10 protein-coding genes are annotated in these 15,346 nt (G+C 48.0%); 7 read left to right on the top strand and 3 right to left on the bottom strand.

Annotated features, from left to right (window positions below; all coding sequences use genetic code 11):
• Position 1 precedes the first annotated feature (1 nt).
• From truB to EWM62_RS17115, 3 genes are all read left to right on the top strand, one after another.
• Positions 2 to 718 carry a tRNA pseudouridine(55) synthase TruB gene (truB, locus tag EWM62_RS17125; RefSeq protein ID WP_129877904.1) on the top strand — a complete coding sequence of 239 codons (717 nt, stop codon included), beginning with the start codon at positions 2 to 4 and terminating at the stop codon, positions 716 to 718.
• A gap of 78 nt (positions 719 to 796) precedes the next feature.
• Complete coding sequence (locus EWM62_RS17120; RefSeq protein ID WP_129877903.1) at positions 797 to 1,747, top strand: bifunctional riboflavin kinase/FAD synthetase; 951 nt, start codon at positions 797 to 799, stop codon at positions 1,745 to 1,747.
• Between the two features lie 129 nt (positions 1,748 to 1,876).
• The gene (locus tag EWM62_RS17115) at positions 1,877 to 2,941 is read left to right on the top strand and encodes a DUF2157 domain-containing protein (RefSeq protein WP_129877902.1); all 1,065 of its coding nucleotides are present in this window, start codon (positions 1,877 to 1,879) and stop codon (positions 2,939 to 2,941) included.
• 13 nt (positions 2,942 to 2,954) lie between these two features.
• Here the strand turns inward: EWM62_RS17115 and EWM62_RS17110 are convergent, their stop codons facing one another.
• On the bottom strand, positions 2,955 to 3,581 hold the full coding sequence (locus EWM62_RS17110) for a LysE family translocator (RefSeq protein WP_129877901.1): 627 nt from the start codon (positions 3,579 to 3,581) through the stop codon (positions 2,955 to 2,957).
• Between the two features lie 274 nt (positions 3,582 to 3,855).
• Between EWM62_RS17110 and EWM62_RS17105 the strand changes: the two genes are divergently transcribed.
• Entirely contained in the window at positions 3,856 to 4,782 is a 927-nt protein-coding gene (locus EWM62_RS17105; protein WP_129877900.1) for a cobalamin-binding protein, read from the top strand.
• Positions 4,783 to 4,968: 186 nt separating this feature from the next.
• A complete protein-coding gene (locus tag EWM62_RS17100; protein ID WP_129877899.1) occupies positions 4,969 to 7,524 on the top strand; it encodes a family 20 glycosylhydrolase in 2,556 nt (851 codons plus the stop codon).
• 192 nt (positions 7,525 to 7,716) lie between these two features.
• Here EWM62_RS17100 and EWM62_RS17095 read toward each other — a convergent pair whose 3' ends face one another.
• A complete protein-coding gene (locus EWM62_RS17095; protein WP_129877898.1) occupies positions 7,717 to 9,795 on the bottom strand; it encodes a TonB-dependent receptor in 2,079 nt (692 codons plus the stop codon).
• A gap of 76 nt (positions 9,796 to 9,871) precedes the next feature.
• A complete protein-coding gene (locus EWM62_RS17090; protein WP_238989384.1) occupies positions 9,872 to 11,020 on the bottom strand; it encodes a PQQ-dependent sugar dehydrogenase in 1,149 nt (382 codons plus the stop codon).
• A gap of 307 nt (positions 11,021 to 11,327) precedes the next feature.
• Here EWM62_RS17090 and EWM62_RS17085 point away from each other — a divergent pair, with 307 nt between their 5' ends.
• Together EWM62_RS17085 and EWM62_RS17080 are read left to right on the top strand one after the other, a co-directional pair.
• The gene (locus tag EWM62_RS17085) at positions 11,328 to 13,286 is read left to right on the top strand and encodes a gliding motility-associated C-terminal domain-containing protein (protein ID WP_129877896.1); all 1,959 of its coding nucleotides are present in this window, start codon (positions 11,328 to 11,330) and stop codon (positions 13,284 to 13,286) included.
• 103 nt (positions 13,287 to 13,389) lie between these two features.
• Positions 13,390 to 15,345 carry a T9SS type B sorting domain-containing protein gene (locus tag EWM62_RS17080; protein WP_129877895.1) on the top strand — a complete coding sequence of 652 codons (1,956 nt, stop codon included), beginning with the start codon at positions 13,390 to 13,392 and terminating at the stop codon, positions 15,343 to 15,345.
• Position 15,346 lies beyond the last annotated feature (1 nt).

Raw genomic sequence — 15,346 nt, 5'->3', positions numbered from 1 at the left:
ATTGAGTACATCCTTCCAATCCATACAAGACTTTGCCGACGGGCAGCTCCTCCTTATCAATAAACCTTTAGAGTGGACAAGCTTTGATGTGGTAGGCAAGTTGCGTAATGCCTTTAAGCCCTTAAAGCTAAAGGTAGGCCATGCCGGAACGCTCGACCCTTTGGCTACCGGCCTGCTTATCATCTGCACCGGTAAAATGACCAAGCAGATAGATACCTTTCAGGCCGAAGAAAAAGAATACACCGGTACCATGGTACTTGGCGCAACCACCCCCACTTACGACCTGGAGAGCGAACCCGAAGCTAAATTTGATACCAACCACCTTACCGACGAACAGATAAAGGCTGCCTGCGCGCAGTTCACCGGCGACATTCAGCAATACCCGCCCGCGCATTCGGCCATAAAAATTGATGGCGAGCGCCTGTACGAAAAAGCACGCCGTGGCGAGGACGTAGAGCTGCGCTTGCGTAACGTAACCATATCCGAATTTGAAATAACCCGGATAGCATTGCCCGAAGTTGATTTTAGGGTGGTGTGCAGTAAAGGTACCTATATCCGCTCGCTGGTAAACGATTTTGGAAAGGCGCTTAATAACGGCGCGTACATGTCGGCCCTGAGGCGCACCCGCAGCGGGAATTACAGGATAGAGGATGCCCACGAGATACTGGAACTGGTATCGGCTATTCGCGATTTAAAAACTGCCGAAGCTTCCGGATAATGCCCTATTGTAATATCTTCGCTCAATAAGCAAAAAACTTTCTCCTTTTACCTTTCTCCTTTTACCTTTGCCCAGTTAATGAAGATCTATAATAATATTGACGAGTTTACACCGGTTAAAAATGCTGTGGTTACCATTGGCACTTTTGATGGTGTGCATATAGGGCACCGCAAAATAATATCGCGCATAAAAGAACTGGCTGCGGTTACCGGCGGCGAAACCGTTATCCTTACTTTCTTCCCGCATCCGCGGATGATCCTACATCCCGAAGACGAAAGCATCAAACTCATCAATACTATTAATGAGAAAGCCCGGCTGCTTGAAAAATTAGGCGTAGACCATTTGATCATCACCCCGTTTTCCCGCGATTTTTCTAACCAAACCGCCGAGGGCTACATCCGCGATGTGCTGGTGAATAAAATTGGCACCAAAACCATTGTAATAGGGTACGATCACCGCTTTGGTAAAGACCGCCAGGGCGGCCTGCAGGACCTTTTAACCTTGGCGCCGCAATATAATTTCGAGGTAGTTGAAATACCCGAGCAGGATATAAACGACGTAGCCATTAGCTCTACCCGTATCCGAACGGCCCTGCTGGCAAACGACATCCATATAGCAAACGAATGTTTGGGCTACCCGTTTTTCATCACCGGCAAAGTTATCCGCGGCGATCAGTTGGGCCGTCAGTTGGGCTACCCAACCGCCAACCTGCTTATCGAGGAAAGCTATAAGCTTATCCCTGCCGACGGCATTTTTGCTGTAAAGGTGCAGGTAGCAGGTAAGGAATATACCGGCATGGCCTACATTGGCCACCGCCCAACCGTAAACGGCATGAGCCGCAACATCGAGGTGAACATTTTTGATTTTGATGCCGAGATCTACAATCAGCATATCCGCATGGAGTTTCTGCACTTTGTAAGAGGCGATGTTAAGTTTGAATCGCTCGACGAACTGGTTGTGCAGTTGGGTAAGGACAAGGAAGACGTATTGGCCCTGCTCATCATAGACGGGCCGCAGTTTGATACGTAAGGCATGAACGTTCCCTCCCCACGGGAGGGCAGGGAGGGGTTAACGAATTTTGTACCCCATCCATTCAAGTAAATTATTATTTTTCTTCTGATGTAATTAACATAAATTAGTGCCTGTATCTATTAACCAATGGCTAAATTAAATATCGACAGGCAGGAAAGTGAGTTTTTGAACGATACCATCGCGCATTGGGAAAAACACAGCATAGTAGATGCCACCCAGGCCGACAGGCTGCGTAACTCGTACGAAGTAAAGGGCTTCGACTGGATGCGACTGGCTAAATACAGCATTTGGGTAGCCCTGTTTTGCGGGGCCATAGCCATCGGTTCGCTTATAGTGGATGATGCCGTTATCAACTGGATAAAGCAGCTTTACGATACCCCCGATATTGTTATCAGTATCCTATCAGGCGTAGCCGCCGCAGCACTGTATTACTTAGGCCGCAGGCGCGAGAAGCAATTTCCTGAGAAAATTTTCAGTAACGAGGCAACTATATTTTTAGGCGTTTTTTGTACCGCCAGTTGTATAGCCTATCTGGGTAAAACCTTTGATAATGGCTCGGGTCATTACTCCATTTTGTTCCTGGTATCGGTGCTTGTATATGGCGTTTTGGCTAACCGCATGCAATCAAGACTGATCTGGCTTTTCGCGCTGGTGTCGCTGGGCAGTTGGTTTGGTACCGAAACAGGCTACCAAACCAACTGGGCTTTTTATTTTTTGGGCATGAACTACCCGCTGCGTTTTGTGCTGTTCGGCTTGATACTGGTAGCCGCCTGCCAACTGCTGAAGGGCAAAAAATGGTTCGCTTACTTTTATGAACTTACTTACGTGGTGGGTATGCTGTACCTGTTTATGTCGCTTTGGCTGCTCAGCATATTTGGCAACTACGGCAGCCTGGATGTATGGTGGCAGATCAAGCAGGTCAGTTTGTTTTACTGGGGCATCATATCCGCTGCAGTGGCCGGTTTATTTCTGCTGTATGGGTTAAAATATAAAGATGTAATAGCCCGCGAGTTTGGTATCACCTTCCTTATCATATTTTTGTACACCAAATACTTCGAATATTTTTGGGAAAACACCAATAAAACTTTGTTTTTTGCCATACTGGCCTTGTCGTTTTGGCTAATAGGCCGCAAGGCAGAAAAGATCTGGAACATCAATGTCAAAGGCTCGGCAGAGCTGGAACATGAATAATTCGGGGTGTTTCTTAATGATGCTTAAAAAACACCAGGTAAACCTGTTTAACCACATGGTACGCCGCGAAAGCGAAAAACAGTATGGCTATCCCGGTATCTATTACCCGCGTGCTTAGCTCAAATCGTTTTTGTACATACCCCGCAAATTTAGCGTAAAGGAATAGCGCCAGGAACGCGCCCGCTGCCGAACCCAGGCTAAAAATAACCAGTGCTACCCTGCCATCCAGGATCCACCCGTGGGTGATAAGGTAGGTGCCGGTAACCATCCAGAACGGTATTTGCACCGGGTTTAAAAATCCCAGCAGTATGCCATATTTGATGCTGGCGTGTTCGCTGTAGTTGGTTTTTGGCGGGCTGTTACGGTTGCGCCAAGTGATGTAACCCAAAGTGATGAAAAGCACAACCATTACCCAATCGATAATGGTATCCAGCCTTACCTGTTCTGACAGCCATTTGGCGCCCTGCATCACCACATAAGTGAAGAAAAACTCGACACACGAAAAAGCGATGATAAATTGCAGCGCCTGTTTAAACCCCCTGTTCAAGGTAATCTGCACCAGCGTAAGGTTGATATTGCCGGGTGGTATGTAACCAATAAAATTGGCAATTATCCCGATGAAAAAGGTGAGGATGATCATCCGCGAAGGTAATATTTAAAGGGTGAAAATATGGATTGTTCCGAGGCTACTCCGATGGAGTCTGTAATCATTTTAAACTTTTCTATAAACAGGATGCTCCTACCGGAGCCGGGAAGGTTAATTTATCAGTGTAGCTCCATAGGAGCAACCTGTTTATAGCACGCATTAAAGGAATAATCAACCCCATCGGAGTTTCCTGATGCTTGATAATTTATAATAAGACGAAGTTTTTATCACTGGCGAAAATCAATAAATGCGCATATTTGCACTCAATATGTCTGCTCAAAAAATAGTTTCTTTATTACCCGCCGCCACCGAAATAGTTTGCGCATTAGGTTTAGAAGCCAGCCTGGTTGGCCGCTCGCATGAGTGCGACTACCCCGAGAGCATCAAACACCTGCCCATATGTTCTGAAGCAAACTTCTCCAATGGCTTAAGCAGTGCGGATATCGACGTGAAGGTAAAAGAGATCCTGGCCGATGCATTGTCGGTTTATACCGTGAAGCGCGAAGTAATTAAAGAGCTTTCGCCCGATGTAGTAATTACCCAGGCACAATGCGAGGTTTGCGCGGTATCGCTCACCGAAGTAGAGCAGGCGCTGGAAAATTATTTAGATAAGCAGGCGCAGATCATTTCGCTGCAACCCAACAGCCTGAATGATATATTTAACGATATCAAAGCCGTAGCCAAAGCCCTTAATGTAGAAGATACAAGCGAACGCTTACTGGAAGACCTGAACGAACGTGTAGACATCATCCGCCATAAGCTGAAATTTATGGAAAACAAGCCCACCGTTGCCTGTGTGGAATGGCTGGAACCTATGATGATATCGGGAAACTGGATCCCGGAGTTGGTGAGTATCGCCGGCGGCACACCCATATTGGCGCAGGCAGGCAAACACTCGCCATATGTAAGTTGGGATAATATCCGCGAAAACGACCCTGAAATTATCCTGCTGATGCCCTGCGGTTTTTCCATAGAGCGCACCATGCGCGAGATCAATATCCTGCTGGAGCAACCCGGCTTTGCCGATCTTAAAGCCGTGAAAAGCAACCGCATTTACATCGCCGATGGCAATCAGTATTTTAACCGCCCCGGCCCAAGGGTAGTAGACTCCGTAGAGATACTGGCAGAAATTATACACCCTAAGCAATTTGCCTTTGGATATGAAGGTACAGGCTGGATAAAATTCGCACTTTAAAAAATATTTTAAAAAGTATTTACACATCTTAAATTGTATATATTTACGGTGCTTGTTGATTGTTGTATAATTCAGGAAGTTTGTCATGGTGAGCCTGTCGAACCATTTGCCAACTTTGCAGAGCGTTTAGTCTTCGACAGGCTCAGACTGACAAAAATTAATAACCAAACCCTAAATATAAACCTGATGCGTCGTTTTCTTACCCTGATGTTTTTTGTTGCAGTGAATTTAAAAGCTGTAGCAGTAATGGCCGGTGTGCCCAATTTTGATATCAAAAGCCTGCGCCTTAGCTGGGAGGTTATCGATAATAATTACCAGAATAAACAGGAAGCGCTTACAGGCCTAACCATTACCAACACCGGGAAAGAAACTTTACCCGCGGGCGGCTGGAAGATCTATTTTAACTCCTCGCGTAATTTTATCGCGGATGCGGTTAGCGGCAACGCCAAAGTATTACAGGTAAATGGCGACTTATACAGCATAACCCCCAACGATAAATTTAAGGAAATCAAACCCGGCGAAAGCATCAGGATAGATTACCTGTGCGAGGCCCCGGTAGTAAATTTTACCGATGCCATTGAAGGCCCTTATTTTGTTTGGGATGCCGAACCTGCCAAAGGTTATTTGCCCGGCGATTTTACCGTAAAACCTTTTAATCCCAATTACCAGGGGTTAATTACTCCCGAGATATTGTACAACCAAAATAAGATCATACAGGATATCCCCGCATCGCAACTGCAAAAAATTATACCTACGCCGGTAAGCTATAGCGAAAATGCCGGCACTTTTGTAATTACCAACGCTGTTAGCCTAATAAGCGACCCGCTGTTTGCCAAAGAGAAAGCTTACTTTATAACAGGTATAGAAAAGCTATTGGGCAGCAAATTAAAAGGCACCTCAAAGGATAAAAAGATCATCTTTAAAAAGGATGCCAGCCTGGGCGCAGAGGCATACACACTTAACGTGACACCGAACGACATGACCATTACGGCATCAACGCCTGCCGGTTTGTTTTATGGCATCCAATCGTTTAAAACTTCGATATCCGCTTCGCCGTGGATGAAAGCGCAGGCCAGTATCCCCGTGCCTTGTGTAAGCGTTAAGGACGAACCCCGTTTCCCGTATCGCGCTGTAATGCTTGATGTAGCACGTAATTTTCAAAGCAAGCAGCAGGTGCTTAAGCTCATCAACCTGATGGCGGTTTACAAAATGAATACCCTGCATATGCACCTTACGGATGATGAAGGCTGGCGCATCGAGATCCCCTCGCTGCCGGAATTAACCGCTGTTGGTTCAAAACGCGGGCATACGTTGGATAGTAAAGCATTCCTGCCGGCATCACATGGTTCGGGCCCCGATTTTGACAATAAAGCGGGCACAGGTTTTTATACCAAAGCCGATTATATCGAGATCCTGAAATACGCCACCGAGCGCCACGTAACCGTATTGCCCGAAATTGAAACCCCAGGCCATGCCCGCGCATCTATCAAGGCGATGGATGTACGGTATAACCATTTGCTTGCCGCCGGCGATAAGGCTGGTGCCGAGCGCAATTTACTGCGCGATCTGAATGATAAGTCAGACTACCGCTCGGTGCAATACTGGAACGATAACGTGATAGACGTGGCCCTGCCATCAACCTATAACTATATCGAAACCGTTGTGGGCGACCTGGTAAACATGTACAAAGAAGCCGGCGCGCCATTGCCAGCCATCCATTTTGGCGGCGACGAAGTGCCCGCGCATGTTTGGGAGCAATCACCCGCGTACCTGGCCTTAAAGGCAAGCAACCCCGCCATACAAAACACCGGCGACCTGTGGTATTACTTTTACGGCCGGGTGAACGATATTTTAAAGAAACGCGGCATCACCTTATCAGGCTGGGAAGAAATGGCCCTGCGTAAAACCGCTGTGGACGGGCAGGCTACCTATGTGCCAAATCCGCAATTTTTAGGCGAAAAAATGCAGGTGGATGTTTGGAACAACGTACTGGGCGACGGGCAGGAAGACCTGGCATATAAGCTGGCAAACGGTGGTTATAAAACCGTGCTTACCTGCGTAACCAATCTGTATTTTGACATGGCCAACTACAAATCGTGGGACGAGCCGGGGTATTACTGGGGCGCGTTTTTGGGGATAGATAAGTTCTTCTCCTTCATTCCGTACGATTACTTTAAGAATGCGGATGTGGATAAGAACGGTCGCCCGATAAACCGTAACCTGTTCTTGGGCAAACAACGCCTTACCGATTATGGCAAAACAAATATTATTGGCCTGCAGGGCGCGCTTTGGGCCGAAACGGTAAAAAGCCCCGAGCGTATGGATTACATGATCTTCCCTAAGCTGATAGGCCTTGCCGAACGCGCCTGGGCTAAGGACCCCGCCTGGGCTACCGAACGCGATACCCTTAAAGCCCGTGAACTGTACAATGCCGACTGGAGTAAATTCCTCAATATTTTAGGCAAGCGAGAACTGCCTCGCCTGGCTTATTACAACGGCGGCTACAGTTTCAGGATCCCGAAACCGGGTGTTATTGTTGAAGACGGCAAATACAAAAGCAATATCCAGTTCCCGGGGATGACCATCCGCTACACCACCAATGGCAAAGAGCCTAACGAGAACAGCCCGGTTTACGAGAACCCCATCCCGGCAAACGGAATCGTAAAATTCCGCGCGTTTGATGCCAAAGGCAGGGGCGGTAATGTAGCCGAAGTGCAGAATAAAGAAGCACCGGCGATGTAGGGCTTAGTTCATAGATCATAGTTGATGGTTCATAGAAGGACATCATACGAAAGGCTGCCTAAAGGGCAGCTTTTCGTATGATAAAAGTATGTCATTGCGAGAAGCGTAGCGACGAAGCAATCTCGTAGCCAATGCATGAGCGAAAGCATCCGACGAGATTGCCGCGCTATCGCTCGCAATGACAACTTATTTTTACAAACTCACACCCACCCCAAAAAAGTAATTCCTCAAAGGGGCGGGGTTATAATACCTATTACCCACGGCGTTCAGATCATTACCCAGGCTGTATTTTTGATTGAGCAGGTTATCCGCCCCTGCATAAAGTTCGATGCGGGTTTTGCGGCTGATGTTGTGCTGCCATGATGCTTTGGCCTGCAGCAGGTGGTATTTGCCTGCATAAACGGTATTGGCATCGTTAAGCGGGATGCTGGAGGTGTAGTTATGCTGCACAAACAGCGCTAAGTTTTGCGGGAACAGGGTTTGTAATGATGTTACCACCACTTCGCGCGGAACACCCGTTAAACGGTTGTCCGAATAATTTGCCCCCGCTACATTATAATCCCTGAATTTAAAGCGGCTTACCGTTAGCGAGGTATTGAATTGTAACCCCCGGATAAAGCTAATGTTATTCCGTTTGATAAGCCAGTCGGTAAGGGCCAGCTCAAAACCGGGCTGATTGGTGCCGCCCGAGTTGATGTAATACTCTGTCTCGTCCGGGTTTAGCCTGCGTACGATAGACTTATCCAACTTATAATAAAATACTGATGCATCCAGCAGCAGGCTTTCGTCGTGGTTGCGCAGGCGGAAGCCTGTTTCATAATTCCAGCCTAATTGGGCCTGCAGGCCGGTGTTGATGATATTGTCGGTCGGCCTCACCTCGGCAGTGGTAGGGGTAGAGTACCCGCGACTAACCGATGCCCGCCAAATAAAATCATTGGTGACCTGGTAGGATAACGCCAGCCTCGGCATCACCACGGCATCAAAGCTTCGGTTTGTAAAATTAGCTTCGTTCAATGGCTCCAGGTTACGGAACTTGTAGCCGTAGTAGTTCAAACTCGCCGCAGCTTCTACATGCAGGCGTTTAAAAATGTCCGCGGCATAACGTGCGAAGAAGAAGTGCTGCCCGGTATTTATCTTGTCTATCTTTTGTACATCGCCTTTTTCGCCGGCGTTGTTATCATAATTACTTATTTGCGAATTGGTTTGCTGCCATTCCATGCCCAGGTTCAGTTTCCAGTCGAAGTTTTCCTTCGGGATAGCGGCCAGCTCAAAATAGGTGCGCATGCCGTAAGTGTTCTCGCTGCGCTGCTCGTAATTGGTGATAAAAGGGTTGGCAAAATCAACATGGTTGCCAAACACGGCCAATACGTTGCGGATGCGGTCGGACAGTTGGGCATCGTTCACCAGCCCGCCTAAAAGCAATTTGGTATTGATGCGGATCTTTTGCTGGATAGCTCCCGGCAAGGTAGCCGTTGACAATCGTGCGCTGCGCGGGTCGGCCTGCATTTGCGCCAGGTTTAAACCGCCGGGCGTTTGATAATCCAGGTCGGAGTATAACACGATGGCGCGTAACTCGCTTTGCTTTCCGTATTGGTAAGCATCGCCGGCCTGTAAATAGGTGCGGTGCATTCGGCTGTTTTGGCGGTAGCCGTCGTACGTTTGGTAGGATTGGTTTAAGTTGAACCGGTTTTTGGAACTTGTATTTTGCAGCGAAATTTTCTGGTGGAACAAACCATACGAGCCGCCATTGATCCCGGCAGATAAAAAATTACTATACGTACGGTTAACCGGGCTAAGCAAAACCACACCGCCCGAATTAGCGCCGAACAGGCTTCCATCCGGCCCTTTCAGCACTTCGATGTGCCTGATATTACTGATATCGACCGCGTTCAGGTAGGTATTGCCGCCTGCATCTGTAAGCGGGATCTCATCAAAATAAACCTTCACATCCCTTACCCCAAACGGCGACCGTAACAAGCTGCCACGGATGGACAAGCGGTAACTGCCCGGCGAGCGCTCTTCCGCGCGTACACCTGGTAGGGTATTCAATGCGGAAACAAAAGAATTATCGGGTTGTAACTTTAGCTGGGCCGCGCCCAAAACGCTAACGGATGCAGGTACGCTCAGCACCGGCTGTTCCGAAAGGTATGCTTTAACCGTAACCGGTCTTAACTGACGCAAGGTATCGGGTTTGGCAGCAGGTTTGGTTTGCGCCGCGGCAGACCCGCAAAATATTAGGAAAATAAATACGCTTAAGTAATGTTTTATCATATGCTTGGGCACGAAGCTAACAAAAATAGCCCTTTACACTGTGTCGGGCTATCCTTGTCTAAAATATTACGTAAGGTTATTTCGCGCTTACCCGCCATATGCGGTTACTGGTATCGTCGGCAACAAGCAGCGAGCCGTCTTTAGCCACGGCAACGCCAACCGGCCGGCCGTAAACTTCCCTTTTCTCCAGGTTGGCTACAAAGCCGGTTAAAAAGTCTTCCATCTGTGGCGCGGGTTTATTATTGATAAAGGGCACAAACCCAACTTTATATCCTGACAACTCCGACCTGTTCCATGACCCATGCTGACCAATAAAAGCGCCGTTATTATATTTTGCCGGAAACTTTTTACCTGTATAAAACACCAGCCCTAACGATGCGGTGTGCGGGCCTAATGACAGATCGGGCGTGATGGTTTTTTTGACCATATCGGGGCGCTTTACTTCCAGTCGCGGGTCTTCGTGCTGGCCAAAATAAGCCCAGGGCCAGCCATAGAAGCCACCTTGCTTTACACTGGTAAGGTAATCGGGCACCAGGTCGTCGCCAAGCTTATCGCGCTCATTCACTACCGCGTATAATACCCCTGTACCGGGCTGAAAATCTATCCCCGCAGGGTTGCGCAGGCCGCTGGCATAAACGCGTTCGCCGCTGCCATCGGGGTTAATTTCCAGTACATCGGCACGGCGTTTTTCAACTTCCATGCCATGCTCGGCTATATTTGTACCCGAGCCTACCGAAACATATATTTTAGTACCCGCGGCATTCGCGCGCAGGTTGCGTGTCCAGTGGTTATTATATCCCCCGGCAGGCAGCGATAATATCATTTTGCCCGGCGTTGTAATTTTGGTTTGTCCTGCTTTATAATCGTATTTCCAAAGGCCGTCGGTATTGGCTACATAGAACGAGTTACCCAGTATCAGCATCCCGTAGGGTTGGTTCAAATTGCTTAAAAAAGTTTCGCGCAAGTCTGGGATGCCATCGCCATTGGTATCGCGCAGCAAAGTTACGCGGTTGGCGCTTTTACCCAGGTTTTGCGATGCCGCCGCACCTATAATTTTAGCGCCAATCTTTTTAATACCCTTCATCTCGGTGTTGGCTTCCGATACAAAAATATCCCCGTTTGGGGCCACATAAATATTGCGGGGATTGCGCAGGGTATCGGCAAATAAGTTTACTGTAAAACCTGCAGGGGCAACGGGCGTTTTACCGGCAGGCCAGCCTATCACCTTGCTGTAATTACTTACAGATTTGGTTTCGTAAGGCGCGGGCAGTTTAACATCCTGCTTTACCGGCGTGTTAATATCGGCGGCTTTGGATGCATCTATTTTTTTTGTTTGCAGCTTGCCGCCAACAAGGTAATGCCGGCTATATAAAGTATATGAATTTTCATGCGTGTGATTTGCTGTTGAAATAACCTTTGGCCGGGGCTTTTGTTTGTGGTTTATCTATGTAAAAGCCTTATTACAAAGATTTAAAGCTATTATCTGCCAAAAAAATATATTTTTGAGATAAGTCTGTACACCAGCGCTATCAATGCTAACCAATAAACTAAAACTTCTTTTACCGGCATTCATGTTATTGCTTTGTGCAAAAGCGATGGCCCAAAACAGCCTGGGCGACCCGGTACTATACGAAGATTTTGGTTTTGGCACAAATTATACCCCTGTTGGCCCCCCGCTTAACCCTGATTATAGCACTATGAGTGCCGGCGGTGATGGCGGCAGGTGCCCCAATCCGGGGGCATATTTGATATTGAATAGTTCGGCCAATTGCTACGGCGATAGCTTTAAAACCATCAATTTCGACCACAGCGGTACCAACCCTTTTGGCTATTTAATGATGGTAAACGGCGATAGCAAGCCTGTAATATATTACACGCGAACCATAGATGGGGGCGAATTTTGCGGCGGAGCAAAATACCAGTTTGCCGCATACCTAAGCAATATTAATATAGGTATGCCGCGGCCCGATGGTTATATTGATGCTAATGTAAGGTTTACCGTTAAATCATCCTCTGGTGCAATTTTAGGGACTCACGAAACAGGCCCGCTTAATCCAAATGATAGTTTTAAACAATATTATGTAGATTTCACTGCACCAAGCGATGGCTCGAAAGTTATATTTGAGATAAGTAATAATGCCTTAACCGGTACCGTTGGTAACGATTTTGCCATGGACGATATTAGCGTTAAAGCCTACGGCCCGGTAATAGATATTGGTATTGGTGCTGTGGCCGGCCCTGCGGCAATAACACAAACCCAGTGTTTAGATGCCGGCCCGCAAACCTATGTTTTAAAGTCGTTTGTACATAATATTGCTACGCCGCAGTACCAGTGGCAATCCAACATCAACAACGCAGGTTGGACAAACATCGCGGGCGCAAAAAGTAAAGATCTTAACCTGCTAACAGAATTTAAAACCCCCGCCGTTGGCAAGTACCAGTATCGTGTAGGGATTTTAAGCGCGCCAGGGGCATCATTAAACTGCCAGACGTTCTCGCTGCCCATAACCATCAATGTGGTTAAAAACCCGGATTTTGAATTACCCGAAATAACCTCTGTTTGCGAGGGCGAAGTATTATCCATACATGCCGACGGCGGTACTGATTTCCATTGGACCTATCCGGACGGGCGCACATCCGAAGACCATTTTTTGAACGTTACTACCAGCGCTGCTAAAACCGACGAAGGCATATATACCGTTATCATAACCAAGGATGGCTGCCCGCATACCACGCAAACACGGGTTGTGGTAGGCGAACCATTGACTGTAACCATAGACGATGCCTCACCCGTAATTTGCGAGGGGACTTCGGTACAGTTAGGGGTACACGGCGGCCTTACCTATAAATGGACCCCGTCTACAGGGTTGGATCATGATGATATACCCAACCCCATAGCCAGCCCTACCGATAACATATCGTATAACGTTGTAATAAGTAACGAAGGCTGTACCAAAGAAAGAACAATTGTTGTAAAGGTTTTAAAACTACCCGTAGCAAACGCGGGGCCCGACAGGACGATGAAAGAGGGCGAGCCCATAAAGCTGCAGGGTTCGGCAATTGGAACTAACGCGACCCATTACTGGACGCCGACAGAGTATATGGACGACCCTACATCGTTAACGCCGAAAATTAACCCGCCGGATAATATGACCTATACGCTGCATGTCGAGTCGCCCGATAATTGCGGCATAGTGAGCGATGAGGTGAATGTGAGGGTGTTTAAAAAACTTGTTATACCATCATCATTTAGCCCCAATGCAGACGGGTTTAACGATACCTGGCGTATTGGTAAACTAATAACCTACCCCGAAAGCGTACTATCAATTTACACGCGCGAGGGGCACGAGGTTTTCAGGACACAGGGCGATGCCAGGCAATGGAATGGTGTTTACCAGGGCAAGGCTTTGCCCCCCGGCGTATATTATTACGTAATCGACCTTAAAAACAACCTGCCTAAACAGGCCGGATGGGTTATGCTGTTGCGCTAAATATGCGCCTGCTGCAATAGGTTTGTTTAACCTAATTGTACTAAACACGCTTATACTTAGCAAAAAAATATATTTTTGAGGCCCACTGTGTATAACAGCCTGTATGCAATTTAAATTTAGTTTAGTAACCGTTCTTTTTCTGTTGTGCTGCTATAAGCTTTCGGCCCAGGGAACTGCAGGCAGTTTAGGTGACCCGGTTGTACAGGAAGATTTTGGCAGTGGCGATAACCCGCATTATCCGAATACCAGTTACCCGCGAGTAGGTGGCTCGTGCCCCAACGATGGCTATTACGCGCTTGCTAAAACCGAGAGCGGCTGCCACCCGGATACCTGGCACTCTGTATTAAAAGACCATACCGGTAACGATGGTTATATGATGATAGTTAATGCTTCAGCATCCCCCGGCGAGTTTTACAATCAGCAAACCCCTCCCTTATTATGCGGTGGTACCACTTACGAGTTTTCGGCGTACGTTAAAAACCTGGTTGTACCTGCATATGCAGGCAGCCACGAAAAACCAAATCTTACCTTTAGAATAGAAAGGCTGAATGGCGCCCTGATCGACAGCTACGATACCGGCCCCATTTATGAAACGGCAGGTGCGGATGACTGGCAAAAAGTGGCTAAGATATTCATACTCCCGGCAGATGTAGACGCCGTTGTTGTCAAGATCATCAATAATGCACCGGGTGGTACCGGCAACGACCTGATATTGGATGATATAGCCTTTAGGGCTTTTGGGCCGGTTGTGCAGGCGGGCATTGCAGATGATGCAGGCCAGATAACCACCACAGCGGGTAACCTGTGTGTAGGCACCTCAAAAACATATACCATTAAATCGCAGTTAGATAACAACCCTGATTATAAATATCAATGGCAGCAAAATTTAAATGACGGCACAGGCTGGGCAGATTTACCGGGCGAAGAAAGCACCACGCTTGTCCTGCCGTTCCCGGCAAGTAAACCGGTTGGCATTTACCAGTATAGGTTAGGGGTTGCAGCCGGCGCAAATATCACCTCTGTAGCTTGCCGGGTTAACTCAAATACCACAACTATTAACGTTAACGCATATCCCGTGCCGGCGGCTATACCCCCTAAAGCCTTTTGCGAGGGCGAAACGCTTATCTTAACCGCGGCAGGCGGGGCCAGCTACAGGTGGACGGGGCCAAACCTGCCCGAAACTTCACAAAACCCGCTGGTAATACCAAATGTTAGCGCTGCCAACGCGGGCAGGTACCACGTAGAGGTAATATCTGCAGGGGGTTGTTCAACACCGCAGGATGTGGATGTTACCATCAACATAAAACCTGTTGTTGCTATTGACCCCGTACCGCCTGTTTGTAAAGGCAGCGCTACACAGCTAACGGCAACCATAACCAATGGGGGCGCATCTGCTTTTACATACAATTGGTTACCTGCGGCAGGGTTATCAGATGCGCATGCGGCCAACCCCCTGGCAGGCCCCGCTGTTTCTACCACCTATACATTAACTGTAACCAACATGGCTACCGGGTGCCAGGGAAGCGCGCAGGTGCAGGTAGATGTGCTTGATGTACCGGTTGCTGATGCAGGTACCGATAAAAAAATATTTGAGGGGCAGTCGGTAAAACTTGGGGGCAACGCAAGCGCGGATAACGTACTGTCGTACTCGTGGTCGCCACCCCTTTATCTTGACGACCCAAACACCGCAAACCCTGTTGCCAACCCACCGTTTGATGTGCACTACCTGCTTACGGTAACCTCGGCCAACAATTGCGGTATTTTTACCGACGAGGTATTTGTGCGGGTATTCCAGAAGATAACTATCCCAAGCACCTTTACGCCCAATAACGATGGAACGAACGACCTGTGGAATATCGAGGCGTTAGAAACCTACCCGCAGGCCGTTATCAGTATTTTTACGAGGGGTGGCAAGCAGGTGTTCCAAAGCAAAGGTTACAGCACCCCATGGAACGGAAAGCTGAACGGCAAACCCCTGCCTGCAGGTACGTATTATTACACTATAGATCTTAAGAACGATACGCCGTTACGTTCGGGCTGGGTGCTGCTTGTACGGTAAC

Source organism: Mucilaginibacter terrigena, assembly GCF_004168255.1.
Lineage (GTDB): Bacteria > Bacteroidota > Bacteroidia > Sphingobacteriales > Sphingobacteriaceae > Mucilaginibacter > Mucilaginibacter terrigena.
This window is presented reverse-complemented; position numbering and strand designations above follow the sequence as displayed.